The sequence below is a fragment of the Stenotrophomonas sp. Ps181 genome (genome assembly GCF_025697425.1).
GTDB classification, from domain to species: Bacteria; Pseudomonadota; Gammaproteobacteria; order Xanthomonadales; family Xanthomonadaceae; genus Stenotrophomonas; species Stenotrophomonas sepilia.
The window spans coordinates 501911-515794 of the sequence record NZ_JAHWBI010000001.1 but is presented as its reverse complement, the minus strand read 5'-3'; the positions used below and the strand labels follow the sequence as shown (position 1 = coordinate 515794).

12 protein-coding genes are annotated in these 13884 nt (G+C 68.2%); 8 read left to right on the top strand and 4 right to left on the bottom strand.

All coding sequences use genetic code 11. The annotated features are described in order from the left end of the window. The first annotated feature begins 79 nt into the window (after positions 1 to 79). The gene (locus tag KXV01_RS02370; RefSeq protein WP_049416324.1) at positions 80 to 541 is read left to right on the top strand and encodes a bacteriohemerythrin; all 462 of its coding nucleotides are present in this window, start codon (positions 80 to 82) and stop codon (positions 539 to 541) included. On the opposite strand, the gene KXV01_RS02365 is transcribed toward KXV01_RS02370, so the two are convergent. Beyond that, positions 522 to 1823 carry an MFS transporter gene (locus tag KXV01_RS02365; protein ID WP_049416327.1) on the bottom strand — a complete coding sequence of 434 codons (1302 nt, stop codon included), beginning with the start codon at positions 1821 to 1823 and terminating at the stop codon, positions 522 to 524. The two genes, KXV01_RS02370 and KXV01_RS02365, sit on opposite strands and share 20 nt — an antisense overlap. A gap of 200 nt (positions 1824 to 2023) precedes the next feature. Further along, positions 2024 to 3520 (bottom strand): aldehyde dehydrogenase, encoded by a 1497-nt coding sequence (locus KXV01_RS02360; RefSeq protein ID WP_263467493.1) that lies wholly within the window; start codon positions 3518 to 3520, stop codon positions 2024 to 2026. Between the two features lie 104 nt (positions 3521 to 3624). Here KXV01_RS02360 and KXV01_RS02355 point away from each other — a divergent pair, with 104 nt between their 5' ends. The 6 genes from KXV01_RS02355 (at position 3625) to KXV01_RS02330 (ending at position 9844) form a co-directional block, all read left to right on the top strand. Further along, a complete protein-coding gene (locus KXV01_RS02355) occupies positions 3625 to 4977 on the top strand; it encodes an aspartate aminotransferase family protein (protein ID WP_263467492.1) in 1353 nt (450 codons plus the stop codon). Between the two features lie 63 nt (positions 4978 to 5040). Then, positions 5041 to 5919 carry a plasmid replication/partition related protein gene (locus KXV01_RS02350; RefSeq protein ID WP_049437941.1) on the top strand — a complete coding sequence of 293 codons (879 nt, stop codon included), beginning with the start codon at positions 5041 to 5043 and terminating at the stop codon, positions 5917 to 5919. 119 nt (positions 5920 to 6038) lie between these two features. Further along, positions 6039 to 7325, top strand: a complete 1287-nt coding sequence (locus tag KXV01_RS02345) for a DUF445 family protein (protein ID WP_049416341.1) — start codon at positions 6039 to 6041, stop codon at positions 7323 to 7325. Positions 7326 to 7569: 244 nt separating this feature from the next. Further along, positions 7570 to 7884 carry a DUF3649 domain-containing protein gene (locus KXV01_RS02340; RefSeq protein WP_049416344.1) on the top strand — a complete coding sequence of 105 codons (315 nt, stop codon included), beginning with the start codon at positions 7570 to 7572 and terminating at the stop codon, positions 7882 to 7884. Next, positions 7881 to 9518 carry a PepSY-associated TM helix domain-containing protein gene (locus KXV01_RS02335; protein ID WP_111096489.1) on the top strand — a complete coding sequence of 546 codons (1638 nt, stop codon included), beginning with the start codon at positions 7881 to 7883 and terminating at the stop codon, positions 9516 to 9518. The genes KXV01_RS02340 and KXV01_RS02335 overlap by 4 nt, the downstream gene beginning before the upstream one ends. Beyond that, entirely contained in the window at positions 9515 to 9844 is a 330-nt protein-coding gene (locus KXV01_RS02330) for a DUF3325 domain-containing protein (protein WP_049416349.1), read from the top strand. Before KXV01_RS02335 ends, KXV01_RS02330 begins: the two co-directional genes overlap by 4 nt. A gap of 138 nt (positions 9845 to 9982) precedes the next feature. On the opposite strand, the gene rlmKL is transcribed toward KXV01_RS02330, so the two are convergent. Next, positions 9983 to 12121: a bifunctional 23S rRNA (guanine(2069)-N(7))-methyltransferase RlmK/23S rRNA (guanine(2445)-N(2))-methyltransferase RlmL gene (gene rlmKL, locus KXV01_RS02325; protein WP_263467491.1), complete on the bottom strand. Its 2139-nt coding sequence runs from the start codon at positions 12119 to 12121 to the stop codon at positions 9983 to 9985. A 145-nt stretch (positions 12122 to 12266) separates the two neighbouring features. Continuing rightward, positions 12267 to 12794: a hypothetical protein gene (locus KXV01_RS02320; protein ID WP_263467490.1), complete on the bottom strand. Its 528-nt coding sequence runs from the start codon at positions 12792 to 12794 to the stop codon at positions 12267 to 12269. Positions 12795 to 12866: 72 nt separating this feature from the next. On the opposite strand from KXV01_RS02320, the gene KXV01_RS02315 reads away from it, so the two are divergent. Then, positions 12867 to 13433, top strand: a complete 567-nt coding sequence (locus tag KXV01_RS02315; RefSeq protein ID WP_049416357.1) for an N-acetylmuramoyl-L-alanine amidase — start codon at positions 12867 to 12869, stop codon at positions 13431 to 13433. The last annotated feature ends 451 nt before the right edge of the window (positions 13434 to 13884 follow it).

The following is a 13884-nucleotide window of genomic DNA, read 5'->3' as shown; positions in this document are numbered from 1 at the left end:
CGCTTTGATCCAGATCAACGCCGTTCCCGCACGGCAGCTCTACAGTCGGCCCCGACATACGCATGAAGGGGAGCCGGGGATGGCACTACTGGTCTGGCAGGACGATCTGAACATCGGCATCGATGTGATCGATCAACAACACCGCCGCATCATCGAGATGCTCAACCACCTGCACGTGGCGCAGACCAGCCTGCAGCGTGCAGCGGTGGGTGAAGTGATCGACGAAGTCGTCGACTACACCATGTCGCACTTCGCGTTCGAGGAAGAGCTGATGGAGGAGGCGGGCTACCCGTTCTGTGCGGCACACAAGCGCGTGCATGAGATCTTCATCAAGCGCGTGGCCGAGTACCGGTTGCGCTTCCAGGCCGGCGAGGACATCAGCGACGAACTGCGCACCATGCTCTCGCGCTGGTTGTTCAACCACATCCGCGGCGATGACCAGGCCTATGCCGAACAGGTCAAGGCGCACCTGAACCAGTTCACCCGCGAGCACCAGGGTGGCGGTTGGCTGGGGCGTACGCTCAAGCGCTTCTTTGGCTGAACCGCAGCGCGCGCCGGTGCAGTGCCACCAGCGCGCACAGCGTCGCCACCGCGGTCAGGCACAGGTAGTAACCGACCGCGACCAGGCCGAAGCGCTCGGCCAGCCAGGTGGCCAGGTAGGGCGCCGGTGCCGCACCCAGAATGCCGGCCAGGTTGAATGACAGCGATGCGCCGGTGTAGCGCACCTCCACCGGGTAGATCTCGGCCAGGAAGGTACCGCAGGGACCATAGGTGAGGCCCATCAGGAACAGGCCCAGGCACAGGAAGGCGGTGACCAGCCACGGGCTGTGCGGCTGGAACAGCGGCGCGAACAGCACGCCGAAACCGATGATCAGCACGCTGGCCACGATCATCGTACGGCGCGTTCCCCAGCGGTCGCCATAGCGCGCCGACAGCGGGATGCCCAGCGCGAAGAACAGCATGCCGGCCATCTGCATCAGCAGGAACTGCTCGCGGCTGTAACCCAGCACCGCGGTGCCATGGCCCAGACTGAACACTGTCATCAGGTAGAACAGCACGAAGGTGGCGAACGCACCCAGGGTACCCAGCAGCATCGGCACCGGGTGGTCACGCAGCACCGTCCACATCGGAAGCCGCACCGGCGCCTTGCGCTCCAGCGCCTGCTTGAAGTCGGGGGTTTCGTGGATGTTCAACCGCACCCACAGGCCGAGGCCGACCAGCAGCGCGCTGGCCACGAACGGAATGCGCCAGCCCCATTGCAGGAAGTCGGCCTGGCTCAGGCAGCGGCCAAGCACCAGGAAGATGCCGGCCGACAGCAGGAAGCCGAGCGGTGCACCCAGCTGCGGGAACATGCCGTACCAGGCACGCTTGCCCGGCGGTGCGTTTTCCGTGGCCAGCAGCACTGCCCCGCCCCACTCGCCGCCCAGCCCCAGGCCCTGCCCGAAGCGGCACAGCGCCAGCAGCGCCGGCGCCCACAGCCCGATCTGTGCGTGCGTCGGCAGCAGGCCGATCAGTACCGTGGACAACCCCATGGTCAGCAGCGCAGCCACCAGGGTGGCTTTGCGGCCGATGCGATCGCCGAAATGACCGAACACTGCCGAGCCAACCGGGCGTGCGATGAAGGCCACCGCAAAGGTTGCCAGCGACTGCAGCAGGGCTGCCTGTTCGCTGCTGTCCGGGAAGAACAGGTGCGGGAACACCAGCACCGCGGCCGTGGCGTAGATGTAGAAGTCGAAGAACTCGATCGTGGTACCGATCAGGCTGGCCAGCAGGACACGACGGGGGGAATTCACGGGCGGCGCGGCAGCGGTGATCGTCGACATCGGCAACACAGGTAACGGCGGATCGCCCGATTCTGCCACGGGCCGGTGGCCGCACGGGACGATGGTTTCAGCCGACACCGATGCCAACGAGGGGGGCAGGCGCCATTGTTCTGCAGGTTCTCGCCCCTGCTCGGCCACATTCCACGAAATGCAGCCGAGCATCGGCTCGGCTCTACAGGTGGGCGCAAGGCCCGGCGCCGTTACAGCTGTATCCAGGTGGCCTTGATCTCGCTGTACTTGTCGAACGCATGCAGCGATTTGTCGCGCCCGTTGCCGGACTGCTTGTAGCCACCGAACGGAGCGGTCATGTCGCCGCCATCCCAGCCGTTCACCCAGATGCTGCCGGCGCGCAGCTGGCGCGCGACGCGGTGGGCTCGCCCCAGGTCCCGCGTCCACAGGCCGGCGGCCAGGCCGTAGCGGCTGTCATTGGCCAGGCGCACCGCTTCGGCTTCGTCTTCGAAGCCGAGCACGGCCAGCACCGGCCCGAATACCTCATCACGTGCCAAGGCCTGCTCCGGGCGCACCTGGTCGAACACGGTGGGTTGCACGTAGCTGCCGCCGGCTTCCACTTCGGCGCGCCGCCCACCCAGCAGCAACCGGGCGCCCTCGCCTTCGGCGCGCGCGATATCGTCCATCACCTTGTCCAGGTGCGCGGCATCCACCAACGCGCCCATCGGCGCATCGGGGTCCAATGGATGGCGGGGGTGCATGTGCTGGCCATAGGCAACCACCTGATGCACGAAATCCTCGCGGATCGAACGCTGTACCAGAAGCCGCGAACCTGCGGTACAGACCTCGCCCTGGTTGAAGAAGATGCCCTGTGCCACCGCCTTCGCAGCGGCGTCCAGATCAGGGGCGTCGGCGAACACCACATGCGGGCTCTTGCCGCCACACTCCAGCCAGACCCGCTTCAGGTTGGATCGCCCTGAACACTGCAGCAGCTTCGCGCCCGTGGCTGTGGAGCCGGTGAAGGCGAGCACGTCCACATCCATGTGCAGGGCCAACGGCTCACCGACGCGCGCACCGTGCCCCGGCAGCACGTTCAGCACGCCCTCTGGCAGGCCCGCTTCGGCGGCCAGCGCCGCCAGCCGCAACGCACTCAAGGGCGAGCGCTCGGACGGCTTGAGCACCACCGAGTTGCCCATGGCCAATGCAGGCGCGATCTTCCAGCAGGCCATCAGCAGCGGAAAGTTCCACGGAACGATCGCGGCCACGACCCCGGCGGCCTCGCGCGTGACCAGTCCCAGTTCGTGCGGGCCGGTCGGCGCGATCTCGCCGTACAGCTTGTCGACGGCCTCGGCGGTCCAGCGCAGGCAGCGCACCGCGCCTGGCAGGTCGATGCGGCGCGCATCACGCACCGGCTTGCCCATGTCCAGGGTTTCCAGCAGGGCCAGCTCGTCGGCATGCGTTTCCACCAGTGCCGCCAGCGCCAACAGTACGCGCTTTCGCTGGGCCGGGCTGGCCTGCGACCAGTGGCCGGCCTCGAAGCTGCGCCGCGCGGCCATTACCGCGCGCTCCACGTCCTGCGCGTCGCAGTCGGCGACCGTGCCCAGTACGCGACCGTCGATCGGGCTGACGCAGTCGAAACGGGCGCCGCTGGCGGCATCGACATAGCGGCCATCGATGAAGGCCTGCCCCGGCATCGACAGCTGGAGGGCCAGCGCCTGCCAATGGCTGCGGTCGGGGAAATCGGCCATGGGAAGCTCCAGCATTCAACGAGCCTTGGTTATACCGGGGTCACTGCGACTCCACCGTGACGTGGCTGCGCTACATTCGTCGCATCGGACCCGACGGAGCTGGCATGAAGCGTCCCGGAAGCGACCTGCACGACCTGGCCACACAGCGCCCCGAGTCACTGGACGCTTACTGGATGCCATTCACCGCCAACCGCCAATACAAGGCGGCACCACGCATGCTGGTCCGCGCCGAAGGCATGCACTACGAAGACATCGATGGCCGCCCGATCCTTGACGGTACCGCGGGCCTGTGGTGCTGCAACGCCGGCCATGCCCGCCCGCGCATCGTCGAGGCCATCGCCGGGCAGGCGCGCACGCTCGACTACTCGCCGGCATTCCAGATGGGCTCGCCGCCTGCCTTCGCGCTGGCACAGCGGCTGGCCGCACTGGCTCCGGCCCCGCTCAACCATGTGTTCTTCACCAGCTCCGGCTCGGAGGCGGTGGATACCGCGATGAAGATCGTGCTGGCTTACCACCGCCAGCGTGGCGAGGGCCAGCGCACGCGCTTCATCAGCCGCGAGAAGGACTATCACGGCGTCGGTTTCGGTGGCATGGCCCTGGGCGGTCTGCCCAACAACCGCAGGGCGTTCGGCCTGCAGCTGGGCGGCGTGGACTATCTGCGCCACACCCTGGACCTGCAGCGCAACGCGTTCAGCAAGGGCCTGCCGCGCCAGGGCGCGGAGCTGGCCGACGACCTGGAACGGCTGATCGCGCTGCATGACGCCTCGACGATTGCCGCCGTCTTCGTCGAGCCCATCGCCGGCTCCGCCGGGGTGATCCTGCCCGCGCCCGGATACCTGCAGCGCCTGCGCGAGTTGTGCGACCACCACGGGATCCTGCTGGTGTTCGATGAGGTCATCACCGGTTTCGGCCGGGTCGGCATGCCCTTCGCCGCGCAGCGCTTCGGGGTCACCCCGGACCTGCTGACCTTCGCAAAGGCGGTCAGCAACGGCGCGGTGCCGCTGGGCGGCGTGCTGGCCAGCGACGCCGTGCATGCCACGCTGATGCAGGCCCCGCCGCAGGCCATCGAGCTGTTCCACGGCTATACCTACTCGGGGCACCCGCTGGCCTGCGCCGCAGCGCTGGCAACACTGGACGTCTACGCCGAAGAGCGCCTGTTCGAGCGCGCCATCGAACTGGGCGAGTACTGGCAGGAACGGCTGCACGCGTTGCAGGGCCTGCCCAATGTGATCGACATCCGCAACTTCGGGCTGGTCGGTGCGGTCGAGCTGGCGCCACGCCGGGACATGCCCGGCAGCCGCGGCTACGAGGTGTTCCGGCGCTGCTTCCACGACGGCCAACTGCTGGTGCGCTGCACCGGTGACATCATCGCGCTGTCGCCGCCGCTGATCGTGGACAAGGCGCAGATCGACCAGATCACCGGCACCCTGGGCGAGATGATCCGGGTCACCGCCTGAGCCCGGGCCGGCGGTGGCGAGCGGGTACAATGGGCGGTTCCGCTCCTGCTCGTTGCCGTGCCCATGGATATCGTCGTCAAAGAAGAACTCAAGGCCTACATCGACCCGCTGACTGCGGACGAACATGACGCGCTGGAGCGCAGCATCCTGGCCGAAGGCTGCCGCGATGCGCTGGTGCTGTGGGGTAATGTGCTGGTCGATGGTCACAACCGTTTCGGCATCTGCCAGAAGCATGGCCTGCCCTTCAACACCGTGCAGAACACGCGCTTCCAGAGCATGGAAGACGTGCACCTGTGGATGATCGAGCAGCATCTGGGCCGCCGCAGCGTGTCCGACTTCCAGCGTGGTGTGCTGGCACTGCGCAAGCGCGACATCCTGGCCGCCCGCAAGCAGGTCGAGCAGGCGCAGCTGCAGCGCGAAAGCGACGGTATCGCCGAGATTGCCGATGAGGCGGGCGAGGACAGCCCGCCGTGGGAGCCGGCACCGAAGCTCAGCCGCGCCGAGCTGGCCCGCGAGGCCAAGCTGAGTACCAGCCAGGTCGGCATGATCGAGCGCATCCACGCCCAGGCTGCACCCGAAGTGGTGGAGGCAGTGAAGGCCGGCGTGATCTCGATCAGCGCCGCTGCGGCCGTGGCCGACCTGCCCGAAGAGGAGCAGCGGGCCGCCGCCGCCGGTGGCAAGGACGAGCTGAAGCAGGCGGCCAAGCGCGTGCGCGAATCCAAGCGCAAGCCGCGCGCACCGAAGCCGGACGCGGCCGAGATGGACTTCGAGGAGCCCGGCGAGGACGAGATCGCCAGCCGCGACGCCGAAGTGCTGTTGGCACTGGAACAGCTGGGCGAGGATGCCCCGGCACTGCGCCGCCGCGTGGTCGCGTTGACCCGCGAGAACGACACCCTGCGCGCGCAACTGGCCGCGCTGCGCAAGCAGCTGGAAGCACTCTGAACCAGCGGGTAATGCGCGGCCGCTGGCCGGCACCCCCATGAACCTTCCGCGAGCGTTGCGGATGCCGGCCAGCGGCCGGCACTACCAGATGCTCATGCCGTGCCGGTTAGACTTCCGGCATGACGCCTGCCCACGATCCGCGCCGCGCCCAGCTGCGGCGCCTGAAAGCCCTCGCACTGGGCCTGCTGCTGTTGATGCTGGCCGGTTTCGCGATCAGCCATTGGCACGGCGAACGCGGCATCTGGGCCTGGGTTTCGGCTTTCTGCGAGGCTGCTGCGGTCGGCGCGCTGGCCGACTGGTTCGCGGTCGTTGCGCTGTTCCGGCGGCCAATGGGCCTGCCGATTCCGCACACCGCGATCATTCCGCGCAGCAAGGAGCGCATCGGCGACAGCCTGGCGCTGTTCGTGCGCGACCAGTTCCTGGAACCGGGTGTGCTGCTGGCCAAGCTGCAGGTGTTCGATCCGGCCAGCCGCCTCGGTAGCTGGCTGGCCGACCCGGCACGCTCGCGGATGCTGGCCGACATGGCCCGCGGCTGGGCGCTGCAGGCACTGGATTTCTTCGACGAAACCGCGGTGCGGCGGCAACTGCATGCCTTCGTGGTGCAGCAGCTGCGGCAGTGGAATGCCGCTGCCACCGCCGGTGAACTGCTGGCCCTGCTGACCGCCGATGGACGCCACCAGCGCGTGCTGGACGAGGGCCTGCAGCGCCTGGGACGCTGGCTGGAGCAGCCGGAGGTGAAGGAGCGCGCCTCGCAGCTGATCGTGCGCTACATCCAGCGCGAATGGCCGACGCTGTCGAGCACGGTGAACTGGGTCAAGCCGATCGACGAGATCGGCGACAGCCTGGCCGAACGCCTGGCGCGGGCGGTACTGGAAGAACTGCAACAGGTGCTGGCCGAGCCGCAGCATCCGCTGCGCCAGGACTATGAGACCTGGCTGCAGAACTACGTGCAGCGCCTGCGCGAAGACCCGGCACTGGCCGAGCGCATCGAACAGCTCAAGCAGGACATGATCGACCACCCCGCCCTGCAGGACTACGTGCAGGGGCTGTGGGCGCGCATCCATGCCAGCCTGCGCGCCGACCTGCAACGCGAGGACTCGGCGCTGGTCGGCCACCTGCAGCGCAGCCTGGCGTCGCTGGGCAGCAGCCTGCAGGCCGACCCGGCCCTGCGCGAGGCCCTCAACCAGCACCTGCTGGAAGGTGCGCAGCGCCTGACCGGGCGCCTGCGCGAGGGCGTGACCACGCATATCGCGCAGACCGTGAAGGGCTGGGACGAGCGGCACCTGGTCGAGCAACTGGAACTGAGCGTGGGTCGCGACCTGCAGTTCATCCGCTTCAACGGCACCCTGGTGGGCGGGTTGATCGGCCTGCTGCTGCATGCGGCAACCGTGGTGTCCAGGTTCTAGCTCCGGCCGATGCCCACGATCAGCGCGCTTGATTCATAAAATGCGAATACATATCATTTACTGATCGGTTGTACGCTTAGCCAAACGGGCACGAAGACGCGCCCATCGCCCGCGTACTTCCCCGACCTCTGGGCTGCCCGTCTGCGCGGGCAGTGCTTCGTCGATGGGACACGCTGGGCGACATGCGCAGGGCGCAAGGGGGCCGCGGACGCGTTCCATCCCTTCTCCTACCTGCAGGAACGCCGTGGACCGCTCGCCCACACCCGCCAGCCCCCGCACCTTGTTCTCCAACCCGCGCTGGGGCGTGCTGTCGCGCTCTTTGGCCGCGATTTTCGGCGGCTATGCGCTGGCCTCGATGACCAGCGTGTTCTGCGCGGTGGCATTGCCCGGCGCGCGCGGCCAGACCGTGCTGACCGGCATGCTGCTGGCCATTCTGGTGGCTGCCTGCGCGGCGCTGTGGGCCTTTGCCACCCGCAGCGCGCTGCGCGCCTGGGTCGGCATCCTCGCCCCCGCCCTGCTGATGGCGGCGGTCGCGCGCCTGTTGGGAGCCTGGGCATGAAGAACGGATTCCGCCAGTCGATGGCCTGGCTGCATACCTGGACCGGGCTGCTGGTCGGCTGGTTGCTGCTGCTGATCTTCATGGCCGGCACCGCCAGCTACTATCGGGAGGAAATCAGTCGCTGGATGCGCCCGGAGCTGCCGTCCAGCAACGTCAGCATCGACGTGGCCGCGCAGCGCGCGGTGGCCTACCTGCAGGCCAATGCGAGCCACGCCGAGAACTGGTTCGTCACCCTGCCGCAGCCGCGCAACCCGGCCATGCAGATGTTCTGGCGGCTGCCGCCGGAACTGGCCGACCCCAGTCGTGGCCGCCGCGGTGGCTTCGGCGACGCCACGCTCGACCCGAACACCGGCCAGGCATTGAAGGCGCGCGAGACCCGTGGCGGCGACTTCTTCTACCGCCTGCACTTCGACCTGCACTACATCCCGGTGTACTGGGCGCGCTACCTGGTCGGGTTCTGCGCGATGTTCATGCTGGTGGCGATCATCACCGGCGTCATCACCCACAAGAAAATCTTCAAGGACTTCTTCACCTTCCGCAAGGACAAGGGCCTGCGGTCCTGGCTGGATTTCCACAACGTCAGCGCGGTGATGGCCCTGCCGTACCACGCGATGATCACCTACACCGGCATCGTCACTCTGATGATCATGTACCTGCCGTGGGGGGTGAAAGTCGCCTACCCGCAGGACGAGGACAAGTTCTTCAGCGAAGCCTTCGGCGGCATGCCGGAAGTGACTGCGCCGGCCCAAGGCCGCGCCACGCCGCTGCCGATCGCACAGCTGCTGGACAGCGCGCGTGCACACTGGCACGGCGTGGAAGTGGCCGGCTTCACCGTGTCCAACCCGGGCGCAGCCAATGCGGTGATCGACATCCGCCAGCGCGACGGCAGGCGTTTGTCCACCGACACCCCGGCGCTGCGCTACAACATGGTCAGCGGTGCGCTGCTGGAAGAGACGCCGCCGTCCGGCGGCGCCACCGCCACCCGTGGCGTGCTGTATGGCCTGCACCTGGCGCGCTTCGCCGACTGGGGCCTGCGCGCACTGTTCTTCCTGTCCGGCCTGGTCGGCTGCCTGATGGTCGCCAGCGGCGTGGTGCTGTGGGCGGTGAAGGAGCGTCCCAAGCATGCCAAGAACGGGCGTACCGGATTCGGCCTGCGCCTGGTCGATGCGTTGAACATCGGCACCGTGGCCGGCCTGCCGATCGCCTTCGCGGCGTACTTCTGGGGCAACCGCCTGCTGCCGCTGCAGATCGCCGAGCGCTCCAGTGCCGAGGCCAACGTGTTCTTCTACGCCTGGGGCGGCGCGCTGCTGGCCGCCTTCATCTGGCCGAAGCGGATGATGTGGGCGTGGCAGCTGTACCTGGGTGCGGCCGCGTTCGCACTGGTGCCGGTGGTCAATGCGCTGACCACGCACGCGCATCTGGGCATCACACTGCGCAGCGGTGACTGGGTACTGGCCGGCGTCGATCTGTCGATGATCGCGTTCGGTGCAATGCTGGCGCTGTGCGGCTGGCGCATGCAGCGCTGGACGCCACCGCTGAGTGCGGCCGAGAAGAAGAAGCGTGCGGCCGCTGCGGCTGCGCCGAAGGCATCGGTGAACACTGCAGAAGCGGCCGAAGCGGAGGCCAGCACATGATGCTGCTGGCACTGGCGCTGTCGTTCTCTGCGTTCACCGCGCTGTCGCTGTCGATGGAAAGGCACCAGCACGACTTGCATGGCAAGGCCGCGGCCGCACCCGCACGGCGGATGCAGTGGCGGGTGCTGGGCTGGGCGCTGCTGACGGCGGCGTTCGCACTGTGCGTGGCCGACCACGGCTGGGCGATGGGCCCGGTGCTGTGGCTGGGGGCAATGACCCTGGCCGGCGTGGCGCTGTCGTTCGGGTTGTATCCGTATCGTCCAACGTGGATTGCGCCGCTGGCGATCGCGCTGCCGGTGCTGGGGTTGGTGCTGGAATTGCTGTAGCCGCAGGACGGGGACGGCGGCATCAACGCATGGCGTGGATCTACAGGCCCAATGCGGTAGTGCCGGCCGCTGGCCGGCATCCCGCGGACCTTCCACGGTTCTGACGCAGTTGCCGGCCAGCGGCCGGCACTACCGGGCTTACCCCAACCGCTTCAGTTCCCATGCGCGGTGGATGCGCGCGTTGCGCTCGAAATCCGGACCAATCGTGCGTGCAGTGATCTCGCGGCACTGGGCGAACTCGGCGATGGCGTTCTCTTCCAGCTTGAAGCGGCGGAAGTTGTTGGAGAAGTACAGCACGCCACCCGGTGCCAGCCGCGCCACCGCCGCACGCAGCAGCTTCAGTTGTTCGCGCTGCACATCGAAGTCATCGGCGCGTGCGGAGTTGGAGAAGGTCGGCGGGTCACAGAAGATCACGTCGTACTGTCCACGGTCGCCTTCCAGCCAGGCCATCGCGTCGGCCTGGACCAGCAGGTGCTGGTTGCCCCCCTGCCCGTTCAGCGCCAGGTTGTCGTAGCACCACTGCAGGTAGGTAGCCGACAGGTCGACGCTGGTGGTGCTGGCGGCACCCGCCACGGCGGCCTGCACGCTGGCCACGCCGGTGTAGCAGAACAGGTTCAGGAAACGCTTGCCACGCACCTGCTCGGCCATCATCCGGCGCAGCGGGCGGTGGTCAAGGAACAGGCCGGTATCCAGGTAATCAAACAGGTTCACCTGCAGCAGCGCGTTGTTCTCGCGCACCACGATGAACTCGTCGCGCTGCTCGAAGCGGCCGTACTTGCTGCCGCCCTTGCCGCGCTCGCGCGATTTCATCGACACCTGCTCCGGCGGCACGCCGAATACTTCGCGCGCGGCGGCCAGCAGCTCATTGCGGCGGCGGCGCACGTCGTTCTCCGGAATCGCTGCCGGTGCCGCATATTCCTGCACATGCAGGAAGGTACGCCGCCTGCCACCCTCTTCCTCGTAGACGTCGATGGCCGCCGCGTACTCCGGCAGGTCGGCGTCGTAGGCGCGGAAGCAGGTGATGTCCTCGCGGGCACGCCAGCTCTTGAACTTCTTCAGGTTCTTGCGCAGGCGGTTGGCCACCATCTGCGCGCCTTCGCTCAGCTCGCGGGGCTGTGCCGGATCACGGCCCGGCACCGCGATCGGATCGCAGACGATCAGCGCGCATTCCAGCGCACCGTTGAACATCTGGTACTTCTTGCTGGCGCGCAGGCCGGTAGCGAAGGCCAGTTCGTCATTGCCACACAGCAGGCTGGCGCGCCACTGCGGCACCGCCTTCTGCAAGGCATTGCCCAGTGCGCGGTACAACGCCGGATCGGCGGCCAGGCGCTCGTCGTACGGTGGGTTGCAGACCACCGCACCGATCTCCTGTTCGGGCGCGGCCAGGTCGGCGACATCGGCGCGGGTGAAACGGATCGCGTGGGCGACGCCGGCGACCTCGGCGTTCTCGCGGGCCGCCTGGATCGCGGCCGGGTCGATGTCGCTGCCGTGGATGACCGGCTTCAGCGCGGCCAGGCCGGCCGCTTCGCGCTCACGTGCTTCGCTCTGGATGGACTTCCAGGCCGCCTTGTCGAAACCCAGCCAACGGCTCGGCGGCAGGCTGCCATGCCGCATCAGGCCGGGGGCAACGTCGGCGGCCATCAGTGCGCCTTCGATCAGCAGCGTGCCGCTGCCACACATCGGGTCCAGCAGGCCACCGCCGGCGGCATGCAGGCGCGGCCATTGCGCGCGCAGCAGCAGCGCGGCTGCCAGGTTTTCCTTGAGCGGCGCCTCGTGGGCGGCACCGCGCCAGCCACGGCGATGCAGCGGGCCACCGCCGAGGTCGATCGACAGCGAGGCGCGGCCCTTGCGCAGCGAGAGGTTGACGCGCACGTCGGGCAGATCGGTGTTGACCGAGGGCCGCTCCAGGCCTTCGTCGCGCATGCGGTCGACGATCGCATCCTTGATCCGCTGCGCGGCAAAGCGTGCATGGGTGATCTTGTCGCCGGACACGTGCGCATCCACCGCCAGGGTCATCTCCGGCGAGATGTGCTCGTGCCACGGCAGTGCACGCACGCCGTCATACAGGGCCTGCTCGTCCGGGCAGTCGAACTCGTCGATCGGCCACAGCACCCGGCTGGCCAGGCGCGACCACATCACGATCCGCAGCGCCTGCGCCAGTTCGCCCTCGGCATTGACGCCGGCAATGGTGGCAGTGGCCTTGCCCAGGCCCAGGGCCGACAGTTCATCGGCAAGCAGGTATTCCAGGCCCTTGGCGCAGGAGACGAAGAATTTCACGGGATCGGTTCGCAGGTGGTCGGGCGCGGCAGGGGAGCCGCGCCAGTCGAAAAGGAGGGCCGTGGGAACGGCCGGCAGGCCCGCGCCGGGGGCGGCGGGGCTGCCATTGTAGTCAATGCGGGCCGGCGCGCCGTGCGCCCCGGCTTCACAGTTGGCGCAGCAGGCGCTCGAAGGCCTGTGCGGAAGCGTCTACGTGGCGCTCCAGGCGGTGGCCATCGTCAACCAGCAGCAACTGCGCCGAACGCGCCTGCGCCCAGGCAATCACGCCGGCAGCCGGCACTACATCGTCATGCCAGGCCTGCACCACCGTGGTCGGCACCGCAGAGGCGTCCAGCGCCGGCATCGGGCCCATGGTGGTCGGCGGCACCATCAGGAACAGGCCGGCGACCGGCACCTGCAGCGAGGCGATGGCGGAGATGTAGGCGCCCAGGCTGGAGCCGGCCAGCACCACCGGCCCCTGACGGGCAGCGATGGCGGCGCGTTCAACCAGACGGCGCAGGCGGGTCGGCACGTCGCCCACCCGGCTGACCTCGCTCATCGCGTCCAGGTCGGTGTAGTCGGGGCGCTCGTGGGTCCAGCCCAGGCGTTGCGCCACCTCGGCCAGCGCGGTGACCTTGGTCGCCTCCGGGCCGCTCTCGAAGCCATGGGAGAGGATGCAGTGGCCGCGGCTCATGCGCGTGCTCCGTGGGCGCGGGCCGACGAGGAAAGGGAAGGCAGGTTCATGCCGCAATGCTAGCATCGCCGGATGCCCAACCCGCTCCTGCCCGGCCTGCAGCTGCAGCCCCTGCCCTATCACGACCGACTGCCGCTGCGGGATCCCGCCTCGCTGGAAATGGTGGTGATCCACTGCACCGAGCTGCCCGATCTGGCGATGGCCCGCGAGTACGGCGAGCGCGTGCTGTACGACAGCGGCGCCGGCAACAGCGGGCACTTCTACATCGACCGCGATGGCAGCGTAGTGCAGTACGTGGCGCCGGAACGCGTGGCCCATCACGTGCGCGGCATGAACGCGCATACGCTGGGCATCGAGCTGGTCAACCGCGGGCGCTATCCGGACTGGTTCGACAGCCGCCACCAGGCGATGGACGAGGCGTACACCGAGCCACAGCTGGAAGCGCTGGAGCGGCTGCTGCTGGCGCTGGCGGTGCGCTATCCGTCCTTGCGGCGGATCGCAGGGCACGACCAGCTGGATCTGGAGCAGGTGCCGGCCAGCGATGATCCGACGCTGAGGGTGGCACGCAAGCGCGATCCGGGGCCCTTGTTCCCGTGGGCGCGGGTGCTGGCGAAGGTGCCGCTGCAGGGGTTGGAGTAAGCAGCAGGGCTGCGCCCTGCACCCGCAGAGGCAACGGCAACGGCAACGTCAACGGCAACGGCAACGTCAACGTCAAACTCTGGCATTCCGTGGGATGGCGGGGTGGGTCCGGTTGCGGGGGACGCCGTGAACCCGTCCATGGGGTCTTGGCCGCGGCATCCATGCCGCGGACACCCCCGCAACCGGACCCACCCCGCCTTCGACAGTTTCCCGCTGCTGTTGGTGGGTGCCGACCTTGGTCGGCACGGGGTCGTATCCCGTTGCCACGCAACGGGCTCTGACCCCCGATTTACGCTCGATGGGTCAGAGCCGTTTTCCGTTGGAAAACGGATCCGACCGCGCGCTTCTCAGGCGCCGGTCGCCACCGGACGGCTGCTGTCGCTCACCCACCCACTCCACGAATTGGTGGGTGTCGACCTTGGTCGGCACGGGGTCGGATCCCGTTGCCACG